Annotated in this window: 19 protein-coding genes; 6 read left to right on the top strand and 13 right to left on the bottom strand. The window is 69.2% G+C overall.

Going from position 1 to position 21,612, the window contains the following annotated elements; translation table 11 throughout:
- Window positions 1-93 precede the first annotated feature (93 nt).
- Window positions 94-1,302 (top strand): homoserine O-acetyltransferase MetX, encoded by a 1,209-nt coding sequence (metX, locus tag MAE01_RS00970; protein ID WP_147037683.1) that lies wholly within the window; start codon window positions 94-96, stop codon window positions 1,300-1,302.
- Window positions 1,303-1,305: 3 nt separating this feature from the next.
- On the opposite strand, the gene MAE01_RS00965 is transcribed toward metX, so the two are convergent.
- The 5 genes from MAE01_RS00965 to MAE01_RS00945 are packed head-to-tail and all read right to left on the bottom strand — an operon-like array spanning window position 1,306 to window position 5,549.
- Window positions 1,306-1,935, bottom strand: coding sequence for an NUDIX domain-containing protein (locus MAE01_RS00965; protein ID WP_147037682.1), 630 nt, complete (start codon window positions 1,933-1,935; stop codon window positions 1,306-1,308).
- Window positions 1,936-1,939: 4 nt separating this feature from the next.
- Window positions 1,940-3,121 carry an MFS transporter gene (locus MAE01_RS00960; protein ID WP_147037904.1) on the bottom strand — a complete coding sequence of 394 codons (1,182 nt, stop codon included), beginning with the start codon at window positions 3,119-3,121 and terminating at the stop codon, window positions 1,940-1,942.
- A gap of 45 nt (window positions 3,122-3,166) precedes the next feature.
- Window positions 3,167-3,484 (bottom strand): thiamine-binding protein, encoded by a 318-nt coding sequence (locus tag MAE01_RS00955; RefSeq protein ID WP_147037681.1) that lies wholly within the window; start codon window positions 3,482-3,484, stop codon window positions 3,167-3,169.
- 8 nt (window positions 3,485-3,492) lie between these two features.
- Complete coding sequence (locus MAE01_RS00950; RefSeq protein ID WP_229718299.1) at window positions 3,493-4,716, bottom strand: hypothetical protein; 1,224 nt, start codon at window positions 4,714-4,716, stop codon at window positions 3,493-3,495.
- A complete protein-coding gene (locus MAE01_RS00945) occupies window positions 4,713-5,549 on the bottom strand; it encodes an ADP-dependent NAD(P)H-hydrate dehydratase (RefSeq protein WP_147037680.1) in 837 nt (278 codons plus the stop codon). Before MAE01_RS00945 ends, MAE01_RS00950 begins: the two co-directional genes overlap by 4 nt.
- A gap of 52 nt (window positions 5,550-5,601) precedes the next feature.
- On the opposite strand from MAE01_RS00945, the gene MAE01_RS00940 reads away from it, so the two are divergent.
- A complete protein-coding gene (locus MAE01_RS00940) occupies window positions 5,602-6,669 on the top strand; it encodes an NADH:flavin oxidoreductase/NADH oxidase (RefSeq protein WP_147037679.1) in 1,068 nt (355 codons plus the stop codon).
- An 18-nt stretch (window positions 6,670-6,687) separates the two neighbouring features.
- Here MAE01_RS00940 and MAE01_RS00935 read toward each other — a convergent pair whose 3' ends face one another.
- The 4 genes from MAE01_RS00935 to guaB1 all read right to left on the bottom strand — a co-directional run bounded on the left by MAE01_RS00935 (window position 6,688) and on the right by guaB1 (window position 11,977).
- Entirely contained in the window at window positions 6,688-7,749 is a 1,062-nt protein-coding gene (locus MAE01_RS00935) for a hemolysin family protein (RefSeq protein ID WP_147037678.1), read from the bottom strand.
- Window positions 7,746-9,065: a hemolysin family protein gene (locus MAE01_RS00930; RefSeq protein WP_147037677.1), complete on the bottom strand. Its 1,320-nt coding sequence runs from the start codon at window positions 9,063-9,065 to the stop codon at window positions 7,746-7,748. The genes MAE01_RS00935 and MAE01_RS00930 overlap by 4 nt, the downstream gene beginning before the upstream one ends.
- 267 nt (window positions 9,066-9,332) lie before the next feature.
- Window positions 9,333-10,301, bottom strand: coding sequence for a hypothetical protein (locus MAE01_RS00925; RefSeq protein ID WP_147037676.1), 969 nt, complete (start codon window positions 10,299-10,301; stop codon window positions 9,333-9,335).
- A 221-nt stretch (window positions 10,302-10,522) separates the two neighbouring features.
- Window positions 10,523-11,977 (bottom strand): GMP reductase, encoded by a 1,455-nt coding sequence (guaB1, locus tag MAE01_RS00920; protein WP_147037675.1) that lies wholly within the window; start codon window positions 11,975-11,977, stop codon window positions 10,523-10,525.
- Window positions 11,978-12,131: 154 nt separating this feature from the next.
- Here guaB1 and MAE01_RS00915 point away from each other — a divergent pair, with 154 nt between their 5' ends.
- On the top strand, window positions 12,132-15,818 hold the full coding sequence (locus MAE01_RS00915; protein ID WP_147037674.1) for a multifunctional oxoglutarate decarboxylase/oxoglutarate dehydrogenase thiamine pyrophosphate-binding subunit/dihydrolipoyllysine-residue succinyltransferase subunit: 3,687 nt from the start codon (window positions 12,132-12,134) through the stop codon (window positions 15,816-15,818).
- A gap of 36 nt (window positions 15,819-15,854) precedes the next feature.
- Here the strand turns inward: MAE01_RS00915 and MAE01_RS00910 are convergent, their stop codons facing one another.
- The 3 genes from MAE01_RS00910 to MAE01_RS00900 are packed head-to-tail and all read right to left on the bottom strand — an operon-like array spanning window position 15,855 to window position 18,084.
- Window positions 15,855-17,147: a GNAT family N-acetyltransferase gene (locus tag MAE01_RS00910; protein WP_147037673.1), complete on the bottom strand. Its 1,293-nt coding sequence runs from the start codon at window positions 17,145-17,147 to the stop codon at window positions 15,855-15,857.
- Window positions 17,148-17,179: 32 nt separating this feature from the next.
- Window positions 17,180-17,425: a zf-HC2 domain-containing protein gene (locus MAE01_RS00905; RefSeq protein ID WP_147037672.1), complete on the bottom strand. Its 246-nt coding sequence runs from the start codon at window positions 17,423-17,425 to the stop codon at window positions 17,180-17,182.
- A complete protein-coding gene (locus MAE01_RS00900) occupies window positions 17,422-18,084 on the bottom strand; it encodes a sigma-70 family RNA polymerase sigma factor (protein ID WP_147037671.1) in 663 nt (220 codons plus the stop codon). Before MAE01_RS00900 ends, MAE01_RS00905 begins: the two co-directional genes overlap by 4 nt.
- 50 nt (window positions 18,085-18,134) lie before the next feature.
- Here MAE01_RS00900 and aroA point away from each other — a divergent pair, with 50 nt between their 5' ends.
- The 3 genes from aroA to bcp are packed head-to-tail and all read left to right on the top strand — an operon-like array spanning window position 18,135 to window position 21,050.
- A complete protein-coding gene (aroA, locus tag MAE01_RS00895) occupies window positions 18,135-19,490 on the top strand; it encodes a 3-phosphoshikimate 1-carboxyvinyltransferase (RefSeq protein ID WP_147037670.1) in 1,356 nt (451 codons plus the stop codon).
- Entirely contained in the window at window positions 19,487-20,554 is a 1,068-nt protein-coding gene (gene rsgA / locus MAE01_RS00890; protein WP_147037669.1) for a ribosome small subunit-dependent GTPase A, read from the top strand. Before aroA ends, rsgA begins: the two co-directional genes overlap by 4 nt.
- Before the next feature lie 19 nt (window positions 20,555-20,573).
- The gene (gene bcp / locus MAE01_RS00885; RefSeq protein WP_147037668.1) at window positions 20,574-21,050 is read left to right on the top strand and encodes a thioredoxin-dependent thiol peroxidase; all 477 of its coding nucleotides are present in this window, start codon (window positions 20,574-20,576) and stop codon (window positions 21,048-21,050) included.
- Here bcp and MAE01_RS00880 read toward each other — a convergent pair whose 3' ends face one another.
- Window positions 21,051-21,470: a hypothetical protein gene (locus MAE01_RS00880; protein ID WP_147037667.1), complete on the bottom strand. Its 420-nt coding sequence runs from the start codon at window positions 21,468-21,470 to the stop codon at window positions 21,051-21,053.
- Between the last annotated feature and the right edge of the window lie 142 nt (window positions 21,471-21,612).

The following is a 21,612-nucleotide window of genomic DNA, read 5'->3' as shown; positions in this document are numbered from 1 at the left end:
GCATCGATCGATGGCGCCTCTGTCACAAAGTGCCGAGCGAGCCCGCCACGTAACGTTGGCCGCGCTTCCCGCCTGGCAGGCGAGAATGGAGGCATGGACTGGCAGAGCACCTCGGAGGACACCGTGCCGTCGGCGCGCGTGACCGAGGCCGATGCTCGTCTGCTCCGTGCTCGCCCTCCGGTCACCGGCGCGTGGCGTGACGGCGATCCGGCCGGCGCGCGCAGGTTCGCGTCCTTCGGCGCCTTCCGCACCGAGAGCGGGCAGGAGCTGCCCAGCATCCGCATCGCCTACGAATCGTGGGGCGAGCTGAACGCCGCCCGCGACAACGCGATCCTCGTGCTGCACGCGCTCACCGGCGACAGCCACCTGCGCGGCGACGCCGGCCGCGGGCATCCGACGGCCGGCTGGTGGGAGGACATCGTCGGGCCGGGCGCCCCTCTCGACACCGACCGATGGTTCGTCATCGCGCCGAACATGCTCGGCGGATGCCAGGGCTCCACCGGTCCGGCGAGCATCGCCCCGGACGGCTATGAGTGGGCATCTCGCTTCCCGTACTTGACAGTGCGCGACCAGGTCGCCTCGCAGGTGCGCCTCGCCGACGCGCTCGGCATCGACCGCTGGGCGGGCGTCGTGGGCGGCTCCATGGGCGGGATGCACGCGCTGGAGTGGGCGATCACGCACCCGGAGCGCGTCGAGCGTCTGGCCGTCCTGTCCTCTCCGCCGGTGAACACCGCCGACCAGATCGCGCTGAACTCGGTGCAGCTGGAGGCCATCCGCATCGACCCGCGCTTCCAGGGCGGCGAGTACTACGACCAGAGCATCGGCGAGGGCCCGCACCGCGGCCTGGCGCTGGCACGGCGCATGGCGCTGCTGAACTACCGCAGCCCGATCGAGCTGAACCAGCGCTTCCAGCGCTCCTGGCAGTCCGAGGTCTCCCCGCTCGGCCGTGGCGGACGATTCGCCGTCGAGTCGTACCTCGACTTCCACGGCAACAAGTTCACCCGCCGCTTCGACGCGAACAGCTATCTCACCCTCGTCGAGGCGATGAACTCGCACGACGTCGGTCGCGATCGCGGCGGCGTCGAGACGGCGCTGCAGTCCGTCACGGCGACGACTCTCGTTCTCGGCATCGACACCGACCGACTGTTCCCGGTCGACGGGCAGCACCGCATCGCGCGCAGCATCCCGAACACGATCGACGGGGATCAGGCGGTCGTGCTGACGAGCGATTTCGGGCACGACGGCTTCCTCATCGAGACGGATGCTGTCGGCAGGCACCTGCGCCGGTTGCTCGAGGCCTGACGCTCAGTCGCGCGCGTACACCCAGGGCAGCACCGAGGTGTCGATGCGGTGTCGGCCCTCGCCGCCCTCGGGATGCTCCGCATCTCCGCCCCATACGAACACTCCGCCGCCGATGAGGTGCGTCTCGTACAGTTCGGGGACGGATGCCGCCGCCAGCGCCTCGTCGACCGATGACCGCTTCGCGAGCCAGTCCAGCGTCACCCAGGTGGGAGGGAACAGGAGCGCCTCGGCTGCGGCATGACGGCGGAACGCCTCGGACGGCGTGAGCCACTGCGCGTCGATGACCTCGTCGGGCGCAAGCCGCAGTACGTCGCCCTCCGGCGCACCGGCGAGGAAGAACCAGGTGCGCACCCGCTTGGGCGCCTCTGCCGGCGGCACCCAGCAGGACAGCACGTGCAGGCCCTGCGGCCGCAGCCCCACCTCCTCCGCGCACTCACGGGCAGCGGCACGAGCGGCGATCCGCTCCTCGCTCTCCCCCGGAACGACATCGGCGTCTTCGACGACACCGCCGGGGAACACCCATGCGCCGGCGAACGACCCACGATCGGGGCGGCGGATCAGCAGCGTTTCCAGACCATCGGCGCCCTCGCGCAGCAGCACGGCCGTTCCGCCCACGAGCATCGTCGCATCCATGCCCTCACCCTATTGCGACGGCCACCCGCTCGCTGCGGTAGGCGATCGCGGCGATCGCCAGTCCGACCAGGGCGAGCAGCGCCCCGATCCATGCAGGTGCTGTGAACCCCCAGCCGAGTGAGATCACCGTGCCGCCGAGGAAGGCGCCGAGGCTGTTGCCGATGTTCAGCGCGGAGTGGTTCAGCGCGGCGGCGATGGACTGGTTGTCCCCTGCGACGTCCATCAGTCGGGTCTGGATCGCGGGGCTCAGTACCGACGACACCAGCCCGACACCGAATGCGAGAACCGTGAGCAGGATGATCTGCGACGACAGCAGCGCCAGCAGCACGAGCACCAGGGCGAGCCCGCCCATGCCCACCAGCAGCGTGCGACGCAGGTCGCGATCCGCCATGTATCCGCCGAGCAGATTGCCGACCGTCATCCCGAGACCGACGACGACGAGCACGATCGGCACCGCCCAGTCCGGAGAACCGGCGACATCCGTGACGAGCGGGGCGACGTAGCTGTAGACGGCGAAGAAGCCGCCGAAACCGATCGCGCCGACCCCGAGCGTGAGCCAGACCTGCCCGACGCGGAACACGCCGAGCTCCGAGCGCAGCGTGCGTCCCGGTTCTCCCGGACGCTTCGGCACGAAGGCGGCGATGCACGCGGTCGCGGCGGCGAACACGAGCGTGACGACCAGGAAGGCCGTCCGCCAGCCCCACTGCTGCCCGAGAAAGGTGCCCAGCGGCACGCCGATGACGTTGGCGATCGTGAGTCCGGTGAGGATGAACGCCACACCCTGGGCGCGCTTGCCGGGGCCGAGCACGTCGGCGGCGACCAGCGCTCCGATGCCGAAGTACGCGCCGTGCGGCAGTCCCGCGAGCAGGCGCGACGCGCCCACGAGCTCGAAGGTCGGCAGGACCACGGTCAGGGCGTTGAACACGGTGAGCGCAATGGCCAGGCCGATCATGACCCGGTGCCGGGGGAATCGAGCGACCAGCCCCGCGATCGTCGGAGCGCCGATCACGACGCCGAGCGCGTACAGCGAGACGAGGACACCGGTCTGTCCTATCGCCTCTTCAGGTGATGCTGCCCAGAGTTCCGGGCGCAGGTCGCGCGCGATGTCGGGCAGGAGGCCCATGACGACGAACTCGGTCATGCCGATGCCGAAGGAGCCGATGGCGAGGGAGAGGAGCGCCATCATCGCCGCACCCCTCGACCTGGTCGAGGAGTGGTTCACCCGACAATGCTACTGGGCTTCGTCGTCTCCGATCGCCGCTTCGAGGCGGTCGATCTTGGCGTCGAGCTCGCCCGAGTAACCGGGCCTGATGTCGGCCTTGAGGACGAGCGACACCCGGGAGCCGAACGGCATCACCGCCTCAGTGGCGCGCTTCACCACTGACATCACGGTGTCCCAGTCAGGCCCCTCGATCTCGGTGAACATGCTCGTGGTGCGGTGCGGCAGTCCGGATTCACGGACCACCCTGACGGCGGCGGCGACCGCGTCGTGCACCGAGCCGTCGGTGTTTCCTGTGCCGGAGGGTGCGACGGAGAAGGCGATGAGCATGGTGTTCCTCAGTTTCTCTTGGCGGAGCGAGCGATGGGCACGCGGATCAGTGCCCGAACGGCAATGACGAGCAGCACGATCACGAGCGCGTTGCGCGCGGTCAGCAGCAGGACCGGCACGAGCTCGGCGCGCAGCAGCCCGTCGTAGGTCAGCGGGTAGACGAGGCAGGTGAGCCCGGCGAGTATGAGCACGAGAGCCGCCGGAATCCCGGCGCGCGTGCGGTCGAAGATGATCCACAGGATCACCGGTGCGATCAGCCAGGTCTGGAACTGCGGCGAGCCGACCTTGTTCGTCACGATCAGCACGGCCACGAGGGTCAGCGCGAGCGGCGGGAACAGTCGCGGGAAGGACGCGCCGCGGGCCGCTTTCACCGCGCCGAGGAGGAGCACGCCGATCGCGGCGAGTGCCATGAGCGGGGTCAGCAGCGTCGAGAGCACCTCGACTCCCGGGGCGCCGATCTGGAAGGTGAGGATCTCGAAGCTGTAATCGATGGATGCCGCGCCCGCCGCCGCCATCCACATGAACGGTGTTGCGGCGACCGCCTCGATCTGCAATCCGCGACCGGTCTGCTCGAAGATGAAGCCGAACAGGTGCCGGTCGGCGCCGAGCAGGAACAGCACGACGACGATCGCAGCACTGGTCGCGAGGAAGACGAGCAGGATCCGCATTCGCGTGCGCGCAGCGGCAATGGCCGCGACGACGAGCGCGCCCGGCCAGATCTTCACCCACGCGGCGAGCGTGAGAACGGCTGCGGCCACGGTAGGGCGTCTGACGAGCCAGCATCCACCGATCACCGCGAGCGGCACCGTCACCGCGTCGATGCGGTACATCGCGATCGGCCCGAACAGCAGCAGCGCCGCGGTCCAGAACCAGCCGGCCGAACGTCGCGCAGCGGTCCCCACACGGCCCACGAGCACGCCGAAGCCGACGGCATCCAGCGCCGTGATCAGCACGGCCCAGCCGATCAGGTACGCGCCCGTCGTGCCGACCAGGCTGTTCAGCGGCCACGCGAGCAGCTGGGTGAGGAACATCGGCAGCAGGGCGGGCTGCGGGTACACCCAGGATTCGGTGATGCCGACGATCGCTCCGCCGCTGAGCGCGGACGCGGACCACGGCTGATAGACGAGCACGACGTCGCCCATCGGCTGCGTCGGATACACCCATCCCAGCCAGGCGACGAGTACGTGCGCGGCGAGGAAAGCGGCCCACAGGCCGATGACGCGCGGCTTCACGACAGCAGATCCCCGATGGCGGCCGGGATCGCGCGTGCGAGATCGAGGGCGACGATCGGATGCCCCGGGCCGCTGTCCTGCACACCGGACGCGATCGCGGCGGCATGTGCGTGGAGCCACGCGCCGGATGCCACGACATCGGCCAGCGGAGACTCCGGGTTCGCCGCGATCAGCGCGCCCAGCATCCCGGCCAGCACGTCGCCGGTGCCGGCCGTGGCCAGCCAGGACGGCGCGTCGGCGACGCTTCTGGCAGACCCGTCGGGAGCGGCGATGATCGTCGGCGCCCCCTTGAGCAGGACGACCGCGGCGAGCGCTGCCGCCACCTCGACGGCATCCGCGGCGCGGTCTCCGCTGCCCTCGGGCGACAGGCCCATCCTCTCGCGCAGCCTCGCGAACTCGCCGGCGTGCGGGGTGACGACCAGCGGGGCCTCAGCGCGGGGGGCCAGATCGAGGGCGCCGGCGTCGACGACGACGGGTGTGCTTCCGGTGAGGATCTCGCGCAGCGCGCGCTCCTCGTCCCAGGACCGGTGCGATGGGTCCGTGCCCGAGCCGATCACCCAGGCTCCGACGCGCGTGCGTCCGATGTCCGATGCGGCCACGGTCTCCGGGCGGCGGGCGATCACGGCATCCGCTGCTCTGCCCGCGCCCACGTACCGGACGAATCCGGCGCCGGTGCGCCATGCCGCTTCGACGCCGAGCACGGCGGCTCCGGGGTAGGCATCCGATCCGGTGCGGATCGCGACCACGCCGCGCGAGTATTTGTCGTCGGATGCCGTCGGCACGCACAGCAGCGGGACGGTGTCCGCACGGGACCATTCGCGCACCTCGACCATGGGTTCAACGCTAGCGCGCCGACCGTCCGGACGGCGGTACTACGGTCGAAGGGTGAGTCTTCTCTTCTCCCCGCTCAGCCTTCGTTCCGTCACGTTCCCGAACCGCCTGTGGGTCTCGCCGATGTGCATGTACAGCGCCGTGGATGGTCTCGTGCAGGAATGGCACCACGCGCATCTGGCCCAGTTCGCCTCGGGCGGGGCGGGTCTCATCGTGGCGGAGGCCACCAGCGTCGTGTCGGAGGGACGCATCTCCCCGCGAGACACCGGCATCTGGAACGACGAGCAGCGCGACGCCTGGGCGCCGATCGTGCATGCCATCCATCACCGCGGCTCGCTCGCCGGCATCCAGCTCGCGCACGCCGGGCGCAAAGCCTCGACCTGGTGGCCGTGGGCGGATGAGCGCGGGTCAGTTGCGGAGGCGGACGGCGGATGGCAGACGGTCGCGCCGTCGGCGATCGCCTTCGAGGGTTTCGACGAGCCCGTCGCCCTGGATGCCGCGGGCATCGAGCGCGTCGTGGACGGATTCGCCGCCGCGGCACGACGAGCGCTGGACGCCGGCTTCGACGTGCTCGAGCTGCACGGTGCGCACGGCTACCTGCTGCACCAGTTCCTCTCACCGCTGTCGAATCAGCGGACCGACGAGTACGGCGGGACGCTGGCCAACCGTGCCCGCCTGCTGCTGCGCATCATCGACGAGGTGCGCGCCGTCGCGGGCGACGGTGTGCCCGTGTTCGTGCGCATCTCCGCTACCGACCACGCGGACGGCGGGTTCACCCCTGAGGAGGCGGCGCAGGTCGCCGAGTGGGCCATCGAGCACGGTGCCGACCTGATCGACGTCTCCAGCGGCGGCCTGGTGGCCCACCAGCGGATCGACGTACACCCGGGCTATCAGGTGCCGCTCGCCGCGACCGTGCGCAGGTCCGGCCGGGTGCCGGTGAGCGCCGTGGGACTGATCACCGCCGCAGAGCAGGCCGAGCAGGTGCTGTCGGAGGGGGCAGCCGACGCGATCTTCGCGGGGCGGGAGTGGCTGCGCGACCCGCACTTCGGGCTGCGCGCCGCACACGAGTTGGGTGCGGAGACGGACTGGCCGCCGCAGTATCTGCGCGCACGCTGGCGCTGATCCCGCGGCGGCCGCCGTCTACCGTCCGTGCACCCTTCTGGTGGCATCCTGAACCTCGCCGACGAGCTCTTCGAGGATGTCCTCGAGGAACAGCACGGCCGTGGTCTCGCCCTGCGTGTTGCGCACCTTCGCGAGATGGCGGCCGGCGCGTCGCATGAGAGCCAACGCGTCCTCGAGGTCGGTGTCCTCCTGCACGGGCACCATGTGGTGGATGCGCTTGGACGGGATCGGCGCGATCGTCTTCGCGGCCGCGTCCTCCCCCTCCGACGCCCGCAGGATGTCCTTCAGGTGCACGTACCCGAGCGGGGTGCTCTCCTCATCCACGATCACGTAGCGGGAGAATCCGTAGCGGGCCACCGCACGCTCGATGTCGTCCGGGGTCGTGGTCTGCGGCAGGGTGACGAGATCGCTCAGTGACACGGCGACGTCGCGCGCCTTCTTGTCCGTGAACTCGACAGCCTTTGCAACGGCACCCGACGTGTCGGTCAGTACACCCTCACGGCGCGACTGGTCGACGATCGTCGCGACCTCGTCGATCGTGAACGTGGATGCCGCCTCGTTCTTCGGCTCGACGCGGAACAGGCGCAGCACGCCGTTGGCGGCAGCGTTGAGCACCCAGATCACGGGGTGGAACACCTTGGATACCCACACCAGCGGCGGCGCGAGGATCAGTACCGCACGGTCGGGGATCGAGAACGCGAGGTTCTTCGGCACCATCTCGCCGAACACGACGTGCAGGTACGACACCAGCAGCAGCGCGACGACGAATCCGGTGATGTCGACGACCGGTTCGGCCCATCCGAGCGCGTGCATCGGCACGGCGAGGAGGTGATGGATCGCGGGCTCGGAGACGTTCAGGATCAGCAGCGAGCAGATCGTGATGCCCAGCTGAGAGGTCGCGAGCATGAGCGTCGCGTGCTCCATCGCGAACAGTGCGGTCTTGGCCGCCCTGGAGCCCTGCTCCGCCCTCGGTTCGATCTGCGAACGGCGGGCCGAGATCACGGCGAACTCGGCGCCGACGAAGAAGGCGTTCGCGACGAGCAGGATCACGAGCCAGACGATTCCCATCCAATCGCTCATCGGGTCACCTCCTCATTCGCGACGTCGACCGGCACTGGCGTGTAGCGGATGCGGTCGACGCGGCGGCCGTCCATGCGGACCACCTGCAGAACGCCGGAGTCGAGGCTGACCTCGTCGCCGGCGGCGGGCACGCGTTCGAGCACGCTCATGATGTAGCCGCCCACGGTGTCGTACACGTCTCCTTCCGGCACGCGCACCCCGGTGCGGCCCAGCAGTTCGTCGGGTCGCAGCTCGCCCGGGAAAGTGACCGAATCGCGGCCCTGGACGATGCCGGCGCGGCTGCGGTCGTGCTCGTCGGACACTTCGCCGACGATCTCCTCGACGAGGTCTTCCAGAGTGACGATGCCGGCGGTGCCGCCGTACTCGTCGACGACGACCGCGAGCTGGTAGCCCTTGGCGCGCAGCTCGGAGATCAGCACGTCCAGGTGCAGGGTCTCGGGAACGCGCAGCGGTTCGGTCGACAGCGCACCGACGGGCACCTCACTGCGACGCTCACGGGGAACGGAGACGGCGGCCTTGAGATGGACGACGCCGGTGATGTCGTCGAGGTCGTCGTCGTACACCGGGAACCGGCTGTGGCCGGTGCGACGGGCGAGCTGGATGACATCCTCGGCGGAGTCCCCCGCCGCGATCGCATGCATGCTCGGACGCGGCGTCATCACGTCGTCGGCCGACAGCCGGGAGAAGGTGAGGGTGCGATCGAGGAGCGACGCGGTGTCGGCCTCGAGCACGCCGGCGCTCGCCGACCGCCGGACGAGTGAGGAGAGCTCCTCGGCCGTCCGCGCACCGGAGAGCTCTTCCTTCGGCTCGATCCCGACAGAGCGGAGGATGCCGTTGGCGCTGCCGTTGAGCAGCAGGATCGCCGGTTTGAAGACCGTCGTGAACGCGACCTGGAACGGAACGACGAGCTTCGCCGTCTGCCGCGGCAGTGCCAGCGCGAAGTTCTTCGGCACGAGCTCGCCGAGGATCATGGAGAGCACCGTCGCGAGGGTCATCGCCACGACGGTCGCGATCGGGCTGACCGCCGCCTCGGAGATCCCCCAAGCCGTGAGCACAGGGCGCAGCAGGTTCGAGAGAGCCGGCTCCATGGTGTAACCGGTCAGCAGCGTGGTCAGCGTGATGCCGAGCTGCGCGGAAGACAGATGTGTGGAGGTGTGCTTGAGGGCGCTGATCGTCAGCGACAGCCGCGATTCGCCGCGTGCCTGTCGCGCTTCGAGCTCAGCGCGGTCGAGGTTGACGAGCGCGAACTCGCTGGCGACGAACAGGCCCGTCCCCACCGTGAGCAGGAGCCCCACGCCCAACATGACGTAATCCATCAGACGCTCCCCTCCTCGGAGTGGCAGCGCGGGCAGTGGGGCGAGGTACTACAACTGGGAGGGTCGTCCATGGTGCATCGATTCTACAGAATCGGCGGCCGGTGCTCTCTTGTTTTCGCTGTGAGTTCTGCGGCGCCGCCGCGCGGCATCCGCCGTGGTTTCAGAGTCGCGCTGTCCTTTCCTGATTCGCGCTGCTGTTCGCTGTTCACGCTGCAGAAGTTCGAGCAGCGCGAACAGATATGGGCCGCGCGAAGATGCGCACCGTTGTCACGCACGCTTCCGCGGCGGAGGAAACCGCGAGGGCAACCCGTCGGCCACGAGGATGCTGTAAAGGCGGGCGGGATCCCGCTGATCAGGAGTGCGCCACCGGGAGAGTCCGGATACCTGCCTGCGCAGCGCATCGCCCCGGTCCTTCTCTTCGAGAAGAGCCTGCTCCGGGGTGCGGCCGGCGAGGATATCGGGATCGAAGTACTTGCCGACGCCGTCGAACTCGCCGACGTGGTCCTGCTCCGGAAAGTAGAAGTCCGACCGCACCGTGCGCCCGCTGGGAAGCACGAACTCCTTCTGCAGCTCGGGTCGTGGGAACCCCAGGCGGTCAAGCAGAACCCGCGCCTCGCTCTCGCGCACGGAATCCGAGAGCTCGGTGCTGAACTCGAGCACCGCGGGGACGCGCCCGACTCCACGGCGTCGGTTGGTGTCGAAGGCGCCCAGCAATTCGTCATGCCGGGCGAGCGGACCGCCCGAGCGATGCTCCCACAGGACCTGATCGGCCGCCACCACGCCAGCTGTGAACGTCGCCTCGGATGCGAGGTCGACCACCGTCTGCGCTGGCGAGGTCACGAGATGCCCGCGCCACTCGACCAGTTCGACGCCCTCGAATCCCAGTGCACGACGACGCACAGCACCAGATGAACGCCCGCCCCCGCTCTGCGCTATGCGCACATCCACGAGATTCGGCCGTGCACCGATGCGATCGATGGTGTGAATCGCAGCCGCAGCGCTGTGCGTGAGCACGATCGGACCGCGCGCGCGATCGGCGACTTCGAGCACTCGGACCAGGTGCTGCTGAATCGGCTTCAGGTTCTTCCACGCGGTTTCGCGCACGTAGCTGCCTGCGACGACTCTCCGGTACATGCCGCTGAGCACCGACTGCCTGAGCAGGCGGTCGTTGAGCGGAACGCCATCGCGCTCGCGGCGCCGGTGCACGGTGATCGGATGCTCTGTCTGCATTGACATGTCCGAACGCTGGCACAGCGGCGAGAGCATCCGATCAGTTTCTCGTCGTTGTCGAACAACTCGACGGCATCCCGCAATGTGCAGAACGAGTCGCGGCACCCGTGAGCCTCTTCGCGCTGTCCAAAGCTGTTGACGCTGCAGAGACTTCAGCAGCGCGAACAGGAAAGAGCAGCGCGAACCAGGAAAGAGCAGCGCGAGTTGGGAAACAGCCGCAGCGAGCGCTACCAGCTCACCGGGAGCGCCTTGCCCTCTTCGTAGCCGGCGGCGGACTGGCGGCCGACGAGGGCGCGCTCGTGGAACTCCGGTACGGATGCCGCGCCGGCGTAGGTGAAGGACGAACGCACGCCGGAGGTGATCATGTCGAGCAGATCCTCGACGCCTGGGCGCAGCGGGTCCAGGTAGATCTTCGACGAGGAGATGCCCTCGGCGAACAGCTCCTTGCGAGCACGCTCATACGCGTCGAGGCGCCCGAACCTGGCCTGCACGGCCTTGGTCGATGCCATCCCCCACGACTCCTTGAAGATGCGCCCGTCGGCATCCGCCAGCAACTGCCCCGGCGCCTCGATGGTCCCGGCGAACCACGAACCGATCATGACGGATGCCGCCCCCGCCGCGAGCGCGAGCGCGACGTCGCGCGGGTACCGCACTCCCCCGTCGGCCCAGACGTGCGCGCCGACCGCGCGAGCGGCCTCGGCGGTCTCCAGCACGGCGGAGAACTGGGGTCGGCCGACGGCCGTCATCATGCGCGTGGTGCACATCGCCCCCGGGCCCACGCCGACTTTCAGGATCGTCGCCCCGGCATCGACGAGGTCTTCCACGCCGTCGGCCGTCACGATGTTGCCTGCCACGAGCGGGATGCCGAGGTTCAGCGCCGACACCGTGGCGAGAGCGCGCAGCATCCCCTCCTGGTGTCCGTGCGCGGTGTCGAGGACGAGGACGTCGACGCCTGCGCCGGCGAGCGCCCTGGCCTTGGCAGCGACGTCGCCGTTGATGCCGATGGCGGCGCCGACGGCGAGGCGTCCTTCTGCGTCGACGGCCGGCGCATAGAGCGTGGAGCGCAGCGCGCTGCGCGCGCTGAGCGTGCCGACCAGGTGCCCGTGATCGACGACCGTGACAAGCTCGGTCCCAGTCTCGGTGATCACGTCGAAGGCGGCGCGCGCATCCGCGGCATCCTCCGCCTCCAGCGACGGAGTGCCGGAGTGGACGAGGTCGCCCAGTCGCGCATCGGGAAGCGCGTTGGCCAGACGCGTGGCGGGGAGTACGCCGTGCACTGCCGACGCCTCGACCCGGCCGATGCCCTCCGCCACGACGATGCCGTGCCCGCTCATCGGGGGCAGCAGCCGGAGCGCATCCTCGACCGTCGCCGCCGGCGAGAGCACGAGCGGCGTGTCCCACGCCACCGGCTGCGCCTTCACATCGCGGATCGCGCCGTCCAGATCCTGCAGCGGCATGTCCTGCGGAAGGATGCCGAGACCGCCGCGTCGCGCGAGAACCGCAGCGAGCCGCTGGCCGGTCACCGAGTTCATGTTCGAGGCGACCAGCGGGATCGTCGCCGGCGTCCCGTCCTGCGGAGCGAGATCGACCTGAAGGCGACTCGTGACGGCCGATCGGCGGGGCACCAGGAACACGTCGGAGTACGTGAGATCCACGGCTGGCTGTTCGCTGACGAACTTCATGGTTCCACGGTAGCTTTTCGCGCCGCGGTTCGGGCGCGTCACGTCACCTTCCGGGGTGCCTGAACACGTTAGGCTAGAAGGCGGACGCGCGAACCCGGGAGCCTCCCGAACTCGCGCGCGAACAAACTTCAGCGATGAAAGAGGGCGATAACGCGTGGCCAACCAGGTAGCCGGCGTCGGGGGTTCGGACGACGGGGATTTCGGAGCCAATTCCTGGCTCGTCGACGAACTGTACGAACAGTTCAAGGCCGATCGCAACTCCGTCGACAAGGAGTGGTGGCCGATCCTCGAGAACTACACGCCGGATGCCGCACCCGCTGCGAACGCCTCCCCCGCGGCGAGCGCACCGAATGACCAGCATCCCGTCACCGCGCCCGTGCCGGTGATCGGCTCTCAGCCGGTGGCGAAGACCACGGCCAAGCCCGCCAAGCAGGCTCCGATCCCCGCCCAGGCGCCGAAGCCCGCTCCCAAGGCGAAGCCCGCCGAGGAGACCGCGGCCGACGAGGACAAGGTCACGACGCTGCGCGGCATGACCAAGACGCTCGCCGCGAACATGGATCAGTCGCTCACAGTCCCGACCGCGACGAGCGTCCGCACCATCCCGGCGAAGCTGCTGATCGACAACCGCATCGTCATCAACAACCACATGGCCCGCTCGCGCGGCGGCAAGGTCAGCTTCACGCACCTCATCGGCTGGGCGCTGATCCAGACGCTCAAGGAGTTCCCGAGCCAGAACGTCTACTACGCCGAGATCGACGGCAAGCCCTCCGTCGTCGCTCCCGCCCACGTCAACCTCGGCATCGCGATCGACCTGCCCAAGCCCGACGGCACCCGTGCCCTCATGGTGCCGAGCATCAAGCACGCCGACACCCTCACGTTCACCGAATACCTCGCCGCCTACGAGGACCTCGTCACGCGCGCCCGCGGCAACAAGCTGACCGCGGCCGACTTCGCCGGCACCACCGTGTCGCTGACGAACCCCGGCGGCATCGGCACCGTGCACTCGGTGCCGCGCCTGATGAAGGGCCAGGGCTGCATCATCGGCGCCGGCGCCCTCGAGTACCCCGCCGAGTTCCAGGGCGCGAGCCCCAAGACGCTCGCCGAGCTCGGCATCGGCAAGACCATCACCCTCACCAGCACCTACGACCACCGCGTCATCCAGGGTGCAGGCTCCGGCGAGTTCCTCAAGAAGGCGCACGAGCTGCTCATCGGCCAGCGCGACTTCTACGACGAGATCTTCGCGGCCCTGCGCATCCCCTACGCGCCGATCCGCTGGAACGCCGACATCGCGGTCGACCTCGCCGAGCGCGTCGACAAGCAGTCCCGGGTGCAGGAGCTCATCAACTCCTACCGAGTGCGCGGCCACCTCATGGCCGACATCGACCCGCTCGAGTACGTGCAGCGCTCGCACCCCGACCTCGAGATCGAGAGCCACGGCCTCACCTTCTGGGACCTGGACCGCGAGTTCGTCACCGGCGGCTTCGGCGGCAAGCGCGTCATGAAGCTGCGCGACATCCTCGGCGTGCTGCGCGATTCGTACTGCCGCACCCTTGGCATCGAGTACATGCACATCCAGGACCCAGAGCAGCGCCGGTGGTTCCAGGAGAAGGTCGAGGTCAAGTACCAGAAGCCGGGCCACGACGAGCAGCTCCGGGTGCTCCGCAAGCTCAACGAGGCCGAGGCGTTCGAGACCTTCCTGCAGACGAAGTTCGTCGGGCAGAAGCGCTTCTCCCTCGAGGGCGGCGAGTCGCTGATCCCGCTGCTCGACGAGATCCTCCAGGGTGCAGCCACCGCGGGCCTCGACGGCGCCGCGATCGGCATGGCCCACCGCGGCCGCCTCAACGTGCTCACCAACATCGCCGGCAAGACCTACGGACAGGTGTTCCGCGAGTTCGAGGGCACGCAGATGCCCGGCAACCAGCGCGGCTCAGGGGATGTGAAGTACCACCTCGGCACCGCAGGCACCTTCGTCGCCGACGACAAGTCCGAGCTGCCCGTGTACCTCGCAGCCAACCCGTCGCACCTCGAGACCGTCGACGGCGTCCTGGAGGGCATCGTCCGCGCCAAGCAGGACCGCAAGCCCATCGGCACGTTCTCCTGGCTGCCGATCCTCGTGCACGGCGACGCCGCGTTCGCAGGACAGGGTGTGGTCGTCGAGACCATGCAGATGTCCCAGCTGCGCGGCTACCGCACCGGTGGCACGGTCCACGTCGTCGTGAACAACCAGGTCGGTTTCACCACGACGCCGACGGATGCCCGCACCTCCGTATACGCGACCGACGTCGCCAAGACGATCCAGGCGCCGATCTTCCATGTGAACGGCGATGACCCCGAGTCGGTCATCCACGTCGCACAGCTCGCCTTCGAGTACCGCGAGCGCTTCCACCGCGACGTCGTGATCGATCTGGTCTGCTACCGCCGCCGCGGTCACAACGAGGGCGACGACCCGTCGATGACGCAGCCGCTGATGACCGACCTGATCCAGGCCAAGCGCTCGGTCCGCAAGCTGTACACCGAGGCGCTCGTCGGCCGCGGCGACATCACCGAGGAGGAGTACGCCCAGGCGAAGGAAGACTTCCAGAACCGTCTCGAGATCGCCTTCGCCGAGACGCATGCGGCCGAGACCGGCGCCACGCCGATCGCCCCGGACCTTCCCGCCGTCGACGAGACCGTCGGCGAACCGGATATCACCGGTATCTCCTCCGAGGTCGTCTCGCTCATCGGCGAGGCGTTCGCGAACAAGCCCGAGGGCTTCTCGGTGCACCCGAAGATCCAGCAGCTGCTGGACAAGCGCGTCGAGATGACCCGCACGGGCAACATCGACTGGGGCTTCGGCGAGCTGCTCGCATTCGGCTCGTTGCTCGTCGAGGGCACCACGGTGCGCCTGGCCGGCCAGGACTCTCGCCGCGGCACGTTCGTGCAGCGTCACGCCGTGCTGCACGATCGCGCGAACGGCCAGGAATGGCTGCCGCTGTCGAACCTGTCCGATAACCAGGGCCGCTTCTTCATCTACGACTCGCTGCTGAGCGAGTACGCCGCGATGGGCTACGAGTACGGCTACTCGGTCGAGGCTCCTGAGGCGCTGGTGCTGTGGGAGGCGCAGTTCGGCGACTTCGCCAACACCGCGCAGGCCGTGATCGACGAGTACATCTCGTCGGCCGAGCAGAAGTGGGGGCAGCACTCCAGCGTCACGCTCCTGCTCCCCCACGGCTACGAGGGACAGGGACCGGACCACTCGTCGGCCCGCATCGAGCGCTTCCTGCAGCTGTGCGCGCAGGACAACATGATCGTTGCACGGCCGTCCACTCCGGCATCGCACTTCCACCTGCTTCGCCGCCAGGCGTACGCCCGCCCGCGCAAGCCGCTCATCGTCTTCACGCCGAAGGCCATGCTGCGTCTGCGCGGCGCCACCAGCAGCGTCGAGGACTTCACTCGGGGCCGGTTCGAGCCGGCGCTGGACGACGACCGCGGGCTGACCCGGGATGCCGTCAAGCGCGTCCTCGTGCACTCCGGCAAGATCCACTGGGACCTGCGCAGCGAGCTCGACAAGAACCCGAACCCCGAGATCGCCCTCGTGCGCCTCGAGCAGCTCTACCCGACGCCGATGGACGCGTTGAAGAAGATCACGGACTCCTACCCGAACGCCGAGCTGTTCTGGGTACAGGACGAGCCTGAGAACCAGGGCGCCTGGCCGTTCCTGGCCCTCGAGTTCGACAAGGTCCGCGAGCGCGGCTTCCGCGTCGTCGCACGCGCGGCGTCCGCGTCGCCGGCGACGGGCTCGTCGAAGGTCCACGCCATCGAGCAGGCCGACCTCCTGGCGCGCGCACTCACCCTGGGCTGAGCGCCCGGGCGCCCCGTCCTCGGTGTCCGGTAGTGCTCAGTACCAGATGCCGAGGACGGGAGCCTGAGCTGCCCGGAACGCGTCGTCGATGGATGCCGCGACCTCTGCCGTGGCATCCAGCCGTCCTGCGGCGCGCAGCTGAACGGCGCTGACGCCGCCGACGTAGATCGCCGAGAGCGCGCCGATGTCGAGAACGACGTCCGCCGCGCCCGACTCCACCGGCGTGACCGCAGCCGAGCCGTCGGTGACGGTCAGGCGCCACGACCCTGCGGCGAACTCCAGTGCATCGTCCACGCGCAGCACGATGTCCAGCGGCGCGCGGTAGGTGCGCGCCGACAGCGCGGCCTGGATGTCGAGGATGCGCAGCCAGCCGTGATCGTGCACCATGACCTCGACCCCGCGGCGATCAGCGACCAGCCACGGCAGCGGGTCGTCGATGGGACGCAGGTCTGCGGTCACCCTGTCGACGAGATCGTGCTGCAGCGCGAACGCCCACAGGGCCGTCAACGCATCGGCGGTGACCGTCGACAGCAGCGAGATCGCCATCTCCGAGCGGAAGGCGCCCGGGATGTCGTTCAGCGTGTACACCATCACCCCGCGCACGTTCCCGTGCTCGTCGAGATAGCGGACGCCGCGCACCTTCGCCGCGGACGAGTTGCCCGGCGCGACGCCGGTCATCCGGCCCCAGCGCAGGTCCCACCCCGCGATCTGCCCTGCGCGCTGGGTTCGCTCGACCTCGTGCACTGCGGCGAGGGTGGATTTCAGTGCTTCCTTCTCGAGGTACTCGACGCGACCGGCGGGCGACGGCGCCGCCCACCCCGCACGTCGCGTGTCGATCGTCATCTTCGCGACGGGCACGGCGGATGCGAAGCCGTAACGGCCGTAGATCGTGGCCTCCGACACCGTGAGACCTGCGACGGGAACGCCGGCGGATGCAGCGGCCCGCAGCTCGCCCTCGAGCAGGGCACGCGCGATGCCGCGCCTGCGGTGCGTGCCGGACACCGTGACGGAGCTGATCGCCCACATGTCGACCTCGCCGCCGGGAACGGTCAGCGGGGCGACCCAGGAGTTCACGGTCGCGACTGGCCAGGTGCCGACGGCCGCACCGGCCTCGAACACCCCGACGTTGCGCCGGTCCCGTATCCCCGCACGATCGGCCGCGACGACATCGGCCGCCGGCTCCTCGCCGAGGAAGCCGCGCGCGTCCGCACGCAGGAACGCCTCGGTGTCGGCATCCGACCCTGTGTCGATGAGCCGGTAGGTCAGGTCCTGGCCTGCCAGGCGCTCGGCGGATGAGGGGTCGACGGGGGTGCGGCGTGCGTCGGTCATCGTCCCAGCCTATGGGAGCGCGCCGACGCGGGTCAGTGCGCTGCGACCTGCGCGGCCCGGAGCTTGGCGAGCACCTGGTCGCGCAGCTCCTCGGGAGCGGTCTCCTTGCATGCGCGCGCCACGACCTCGGTCAGGGTGCTGGCGACGAGCGCCTCCCCCTGGCAGGACGGGCAGTTCTCGATGTGCTCACGGATCTGCGCGTGCTCGGTCTTGCACACCTCGTTGCGGAGGTACTCCTCCAGATCCTGACGGGCCTTGTCGCAGCCACAATCGGTCATTTCTTGCTCCTCGTGGTGGCCGCGGTGATTCCCCGTTCCGCGGCGTAATCTGCCAGCAGCTCCCGCAGCATCCGCCTGCCACGGTGCAGACGGCTCATCACGGTGCCGATGGGGGTCTTCATGATGTCGGCGATCTCCTGATAGGCGAAGCCCTCGACGTCCGCCAGATAGACGGCGAGCCGGAAGTCCTCAGGAACCTGCTGCAGGGCGTCCTTCACGACGGATGCCGGCATCCGGTCGATCGCCTCGGCCTCCGCCGAGCGGCCGTGCGTGGCCGTGGTCGATTCCGCACCGCCCATCTGCCAGTCCTCGAGCTCGTCGATCGTGCCCTGGAACGGCTCCCGCTGCTTCTTGCGGTAGATGTTGATGTACGTGTTGGTCAGGATGCGGTACAGCCACGCCTTGAGGTTCGTGCCCTGCGTGAATGACGACCATGACGCGAACGCCTTGACGAACGTCTCCTGTACGAGATCGGATGCGTCGGCGGGGTTGCGCGTCATGCGCATGGCCGCCGCGTACAGCTGATCCATGAAGGGGATCGCCTGTTCCTCGAACTCGCGCTGAGCGGCGCCTGTGGCGTCTGCAGGTGTCGTGTCATCCATCATCGGCCAGTCTAGGCCGACGACGTCTTCCAACCGACGTTCCAGCGTCGCGATCATCGCCTCTCCTCCCTCAGCGTTCTCGGGGCCATTCACTAAGGTTGGAACCGATGAGCGACACGACGTATTCCCCTTCTCCTGCCACGGGCGCCTACACAGCGCCCGCAGCCGCCGGCGCTGTGCACTCGACGCTGACCATTCCGGGCTCGAAGTCACTCACCAACCGCGAGCTGATGATCGCTGCGATCGCCGACGGCCCCGGCCGTCTGATCGCTCCGCTGCACTCGGATGACTCCCGCCGCATGATCGAAGCGCTCCGCGCCCTCGGCATCGGAATCGAGGAGTCCGACGGCGACGGCGAGTTCGGTCCCGACCTCGTCGTGACGCCGGCCCCGCTGCGCGGCGACGCCACGATCGACTGCGGCCAGGCCGGCACCGTGATGCGGTTCATCGCGCCACTGGCCGGACTCGCCGCGGAGGACGTGCACCTGACCGCCGACGAGAGTGCGCTGCACCGCCCGATGGGGGCCATGATCACCGCCCTGCGCGACCTCGGCGTCGACATCGACGACGAGGGCACCTGGTCGCTGCCGTTCACGATCCGCGGTCATGGCCGCATCCGCGGCGGGCGCATCGAGATCGACGCATCGGCATCGAGTCAGTTCGTCTCCGGTCTCCTGCTGGCCGCTCCCCGGTTCGACGTCGGCCTGCACCTCGTGCACACCGGCGACCACCTGCCGAGCCTGCCGCACATCGACATGACCATCGAGTCGCTGAGCCGTCGCGGCATCCGCATCGAGCGGCCGGCGACCGGCGAGTGGCTGGTGGAGGGCGGCGTCCCCCGCGCCAAGGAGATCGCGATCGAGCCCGATCTGTCCAACGCCGCACCGTTCCTGGCCGCGGCGATGGTCACCGGCGGCGAGGTCTCGATCACGGGCTGGCCGCTGCACTCCACTCAGCCCGGCGCGCTGCTGCCCGACATCCTCCAGGCGATGGGCGCGCACGTCGGCCGGCACAGCGGCACCATGACCGTGCGCGCAGGCGACGGCATCCGCGGCCTCGACCTTGACCTGTCCGCCGCGAGCGAGCTCTCCCCCACCATCGTGGGGCTCGCCGCCTTCGCCGACGCCCCGACGACGATCCGCGGCATCGGGCACATCCGCATGCACGAGACCGACCGCATCGCCGCGCTGATCGGCAACCTCACCGCTCTCGGCGGCGAGGTCGAGGAGCTCTCCGACGGGCTGCGAGTGATCCCCCGCCCGCTGCACGGCGGGGCCTGGGCGGCGCACCACGACCACCGGATCGCGACCACGGGTGCGCTGATCGGTCTGGGTGTGCCAGGTGTCGTGATCGACGACATCGGCACGACGGCCAAGACCCTGCCCGAGTTCACCCGGCTCTGGGAGCGGATGCTGGACGGCACCGCTGCGTCGGACACCGTGGTGGGAGGCACCGGCGCGTGAGCTGGCTCGACCCGGACGACGACCTCGACGACGAGTTCGAGGAGTTCGACGAGAGCAGCATCCGGGCCCGCCCGAACCCCAAGGCGAACCGCCCCCGCACCAAGCGGCGCCCCGCGCACGAGGACGCCGAGGTCGGCAGGGTGCTCGGCGTCGACCGCGGCCGATACAGCGTGATGCTGGACGAGGGCGCGGACGACGAGCGCATCATCACCACCACGCGTGCGCGCGAGCTGCGCCGCACGCCCATCGTCACCGGCGACCAGGTCAGGGTCGTCGGCGACACCTCGGGCGCCGAGGGCACCCTCGCCAGGATCGTCGGCATCACCCCGCGCACCTCGCTGTTGCGTCGGAGCGCCGATGACACCGACCAGGTGGAACGCGTGATCGTCGCGAACGCCGATCAGATGCTCGTCGTCGTCGCGGCCGCCGATCCTGAGCCGCGCCCCCGCCTCGTCGACCGCTACCTGGTGGCGGCTCTGGATGCCGGCATCCGCCCGCTTCTCGTCGTCACCAAGACCGACCTCGCCGACCCGGCTCCCTTCCTGGCGCACTTCGACGGACTCGACCTGCAGGTGTTCACCAGCGCGCAGGACGAGATGCCCACCGACGAGATCGGCGACGCACTCGTCGGACACTCGACCGTGTTCGTGGGGCACTCCGGCGTCGGCAAGTCGACCCTCGTCAACGAGCTCGTCCCCTCCGCGGGACGGGCGACCGGGCACGTGAACCAGGTGACCGGACGCGGGCGCCACACCTCGTCCTCGACCGTCTCGCTCCGCTACGAGAACGCGCACGGCACCGGCTGGGTCATCGACACCCCAGGGGTGCGCTCCTTCGGCCTGGGGCATGTGGATCCGGCGAACATCCTCGCCGCATTCACAGAGCTCGCAGAGATAGCGGAGAGCTGTCCGCGCGGCTGCACGCATCTGGCCGATGCGCCGGACTGCGCGCTGATCGAGGCGGCTCAGGCCGGTGATCTCAATGCCGCCGAACTCGCGCGTCTGGATTCGCTGCAGCGTCTGCTGCAGACCTTCGCCGACAAGCAGAACTCCGCCGACAGGTAGCGGCAAGTAGGCTGGTGGGGTGACGAACCTGCGACTGGAACCCGGTACCCCCGCCCCTGATTTCTCGCTGCTCGACCAGGATGGAACGCCGGTGACGCTGGCGGATCTGCGAGGGCAGAAGACCGTGCTGTACTTCTACCCAGCGGCGATGACGCCGGGGTGCACCACGCAGGCGTGCGACTTCCGCGACAGCATCGCTTCGCTCGAGGGCGCCGGCTACCGCGTCGTCGGCGTCTCGCGCGACGAGCCGTCGAAGCTCGCGAAGTTCCGCGACCGTGATGGTCTCACCTTCCCGCTGCTCAGCGACCCCGATCACGCCGTGCACAGCGCCTACGGCGTGTGGGGCGAGAAGATGAACTACGGCAAGGTGGTCGAGGGCGTCATCCGCTCCACGTTCGTCCTCGACGAGCAGGGTGTGATCACGGTGGCGCAGTACAACGTGAAGGCCACCGGACACGTCGCCCGGCTCCGCAAGACGCTCGGCGTCGACGCCTGATCAGCTCTCGGCGGGGGCTTCGGGCTCGGTCTCGGCTCTGCCCTCGCGACGCGACGCCGCGATCAGCAGCACGAACCCGGCGAGTCCGGGCAGCCCGACCCCGAGGATGAACATCCACGGCACCGGCTGGACGCCGAAGGATGCCAGTGCGAGCGCGACGGCGAGCACCTGCAGCACCACTCCGCCGGAGCGCGCCCAGGTGTGCCCGCGGCGCGTGCCGAAGGCGAAGGCGAACAGAGCTACGGCTCCGATCAGGGTCAGGACGATCAGCGCGATGGCCGTCGGGAGCACGACCGCCTGTCCCGCTCCCAGCCCGAACAGCTCGATGACGGCGAAGAACGTCAGCGCCGCGCCCTCGATCGCGAGCACCGCGGCCGCCGCTACGGCCAGCCGGGGTGAACCCGCAATGCTGTCTGACACGCTGCCTCCTGAGAAATCAGATTTGTGGGCAGAAAAGCCTTGATTTCGTGCCCTGGCTGTAACACAATGTTAACAGTCATGTGCTCCCACAGCGGCGTGGGGCGAGCATCCGCTCGCACTACTGATGAGCGGCGTACCCGTT

Origin of the sequence: Microbacterium aerolatum, assembly GCF_007988825.1 — a bacterium.
Taxonomy (GTDB): Bacteria; Actinomycetota; Actinomycetes; order Actinomycetales; family Microbacteriaceae; genus Microbacterium; species Microbacterium aerolatum.
Note: the sequence above shows the minus strand (reverse complement) of the source record. Positions and strands in the feature narration are given on the sequence as shown.

Excerpts from the sequence above, each read along its gene's own strand:
- MAE01_RS00910 (WP_147037673.1), bottom strand. The coding sequence starts at position 17,147 with ATGACCGACGCACGCCGCACCCCCGTCGACCCCTCATCCGCCGAGCGC.
- MAE01_RS00955 (WP_147037681.1), bottom strand. The coding sequence starts at position 3,484 with ATGCTCATCGCCTTCTCCGTCGCACCCTCCGGCACAGGAAACACCGAC.
- MAE01_RS00960 (WP_147037904.1), bottom strand. The coding sequence starts at position 3,121 with ATGATGGCGCTCCTCTCCCTCGCCATCGGCTCCTTCGGCATCGGCATG.
- MAE01_RS00965 (WP_147037682.1), bottom strand. The coding sequence starts at position 1,935 with ATGGATGCGACGATGCTCGTGGGCGGAACGGCCGTGCTGCTGCGCGAG.
- MAE01_RS00925 (WP_147037676.1), bottom strand. The coding sequence starts at position 10,301 with ATGTCAATGCAGACAGAGCATCCGATCACCGTGCACCGGCGCCGCGAG.
- metX (WP_147037683.1), top strand. The coding sequence starts at position 94 with ATGGACTGGCAGAGCACCTCGGAGGACACCGTGCCGTCGGCGCGCGTG.
- guaB1 (WP_147037675.1), bottom strand. The coding sequence starts at position 11,977 with ATGAAGTTCGTCAGCGAACAGCCAGCCGTGGATCTCACGTACTCCGAC.
- MAE01_RS00900 (WP_147037671.1), bottom strand. The coding sequence starts at position 18,084 with ATGATCGCGACGCTGGAACGTCGGTTGGAAGACGTCGTCGGCCTAGAC.
- MAE01_RS00935 (WP_147037678.1), bottom strand. The coding sequence starts at position 7,749 with ATGAGCGATTGGATGGGAATCGTCTGGCTCGTGATCCTGCTCGTCGCG.
- MAE01_RS00905 (WP_147037672.1), bottom strand. The coding sequence starts at position 17,425 with ATGACCGATTGTGGCTGCGACAAGGCCCGTCAGGATCTGGAGGAGTAC.
- MAE01_RS00930 (WP_147037677.1), bottom strand. The coding sequence starts at position 9,065 with ATGGATTACGTCATGTTGGGCGTGGGGCTCCTGCTCACGGTGGGGACG.
- MAE01_RS00945 (WP_147037680.1), bottom strand. The coding sequence starts at position 5,549 with ATGGTCGAGGTGCGCGAATGGTCCCGTGCGGACACCGTCCCGCTGCTG.
- aroA (WP_147037670.1), top strand. The coding sequence starts at position 18,135 with ATGAGCGACACGACGTATTCCCCTTCTCCTGCCACGGGCGCCTACACA.